The 2,060-nt window shown below is 73.4% G+C and carries 2 protein-coding genes and 1 pseudogene; all 3 read right to left on the bottom strand.

Features of this window, described 5'->3' with window-relative positions; translation table 11 throughout:
• Nucleotides 1-237: pseudogene (locus tag GH736_RS21820) on the bottom strand (hypothetical protein); the annotation flags it as partial.
• A 37-nt stretch (nucleotides 238-274) separates the two neighbouring features.
• Nucleotides 275-1,456: an LLM class flavin-dependent oxidoreductase gene (locus tag GH736_RS21815; protein WP_159607036.1), complete on the bottom strand. Its 1,182-nt coding sequence runs from the start codon at nucleotides 1,454-1,456 to the stop codon at nucleotides 275-277.
• A 62-nt stretch (nucleotides 1,457-1,518) separates the two neighbouring features.
• The coding region (locus GH736_RS21810) for a DUF1684 domain-containing protein (protein ID WP_159607034.1) at nucleotides 1,519-2,060 on the bottom strand (542 nt) is incomplete at its 5' end.

Genomic DNA, 2,060 nt, shown 5'->3' with positions numbered 1-2,060 from the left:
CGCGCCCGCGGCCGCGCCGGTCGCGGCATCCGCGGCGACCCAGACCTCGTGCTCGGCAGCGCGTTCGGCAACGGCGCGGATCGAGGCACGGTAGCCGTCGGAGATCTCGTAGTCGAGCTCATAGGCGCGCAGCGAGAGGGCGGCGACTTCGTCGTACTCGTCGGGCCGCGCGAGGCGCACGACCACGCCGTCGCTCGGTTCGGGCGCCGCGGGGCGCCGCTGCTGGCTCTCGCTCATCGATCCACGATCCTACGGGCGCCCCCGGACGCCGCCCTCATCGGACTGCTCCGGCCGCGACGGCGACGCGGCGGGCCGAGGCGGATCCCGATGCCGATGCCGACGCGGCCTCGACGGTCGCCGCGGCATCCGCCTCGACGCCGCCGCTGACCGCGGGGCGGAGCGCGTACGGATCGCCCGGACCCCACAGCGTGCTGGGGAACTCCCGGCGCGCGACCGGGGCGACCTCGGCGGCGAAGCGCTCGACGAGCTCGACCTGCTGCTCGACCGGCAGGGTCGTGGGCAGGCTGATCGACTGCAGGTCGTGCCCGAGCGCCTCGTGGAAACGGCCGATCTTGTCGATGACCTGCTGCGGGCTGCCGACGAGCGCGGGCCCCTCGGCGATGGCGTGGTCGATGTCGCGGAACGGGGAGTTGTTGCCCGGCACGTTCGTCGCGGCGACGAGCGCCTCGTAGACCGGCCCGTACAGCTCCCGCGCCTGCTGCGTCGTGTCGGCGATGAACAGTGCACCGGCGCCGGCTCCCACGTAGGCGAACCGGGGGTCGTGCCCGTGACGTGCGCGCTCGTCGCGGTAGTGCTGCACGAGCACCGCGTAGTTGCGGAGCGGCTGGATCGCGTTCGCGCTGAACAGCGGGTCCCCCCAGCGTGCCGCGAGCGCCGCCGATGCGAGCGTGGTCGCCGAGCCGTGCCACACCCGCGGCGCTCCGGCGTACGGCCGCGGCAGGGTGGTGGTGCCCCGCTGCGCGCGCGTGTACGGCGTCGCCTCCCAGTCGACGTCGGTCTCTCGCCAGAGCCGGCGCAGCAGCGCGTACCGGTCGGCGAGCAGCTCCCACTGGTCGTCGACCTCGAGCCCGAACAGTGGGAACTGTGCCGCCTCATTGCCCTTGCCGATCGTGAGCTCGAGCCGGCCGCGCGAGAGCTGGTCGATGGTCGCATAGTCCTCGGCGACGCGCACCGGGTCGAGCACCGAGAGCACGGTCACCCCGGTCTGCAGGCGGATCGTCGAGGTGACCGCGGCGATCGCGCCGAGCAGCACGGTCGGCGACGACGAGAGGAAGTGCCCCGCGTGCCGCTCGCCCACCGCGAAGGCGTCGAACCCGAGCCGTTCGGCCCGGCGGGCGAACTCCACGGTCTGGTCGAGCCGCTCGGCCGGGCTGACGAGCCGCCCGGTGACCGGGTTCTGCACGTACGGGACGATGTCGAGGATCTGGAAGCGCATGCGGTTCTCCGGTTCTGGGCGCGTCGATGGCGGTCGGATGCTGCGGGGCTGGGCGCCGCCGGTCAGGCGACGTTGCGCTCGACGGGCGTCTTCTCCCCGGCCTCGATGCCCACGGGCAGCCGGTTCCCGGCAGGCGGCAGGGGGCAGGTGGCGTGGTCGGTGTAGGCGCAGGGCAGGTTCACCGCGCGGTTGAAGTCGAGCTGCACCGTGCCGTCGGCGTCGGGCGCGTCGATCTCGAGCGAGCGGTTCGCCGCGTAGGTCGTCAGCCCGCTCGTGGCATCCGTGAAGAGCACCTGGAGCGTGCCGGGCGCGTGCCCGTTGAACGCCGTGAGCCGGAAGGTCTCGCCGCGAAGCTCGAACTCGACCTCGCCCGGCACCTCGTAGACATGCTGCAGGCCCTCGGCGGCAGAGCCGACGGTGACCTCGCGCGGCGCGTCCGCCGGGATGAGCCGGCCTCGCGCGATCCAGCGGGGGTTCGGCAGGTAGGTGGGGGTACCGGTGAAGCGGGCCAGGTAGGGGTGCGCCGGGTCGCGCACGACGTCGGCAAGCGGAAGGTCCGCGACGAGGACGTCGTACACACTCTGCTGCTCGGAGCGATGATCCG

Source organism: Agromyces humi (assembly GCF_009720255.1).
In the GTDB taxonomy this organism is placed as follows: domain Bacteria; phylum Actinomycetota; class Actinomycetes; order Actinomycetales; family Microbacteriaceae; genus Agromyces; species Agromyces humi.
This window is presented reverse-complemented; position numbering and strand designations above follow the sequence as displayed.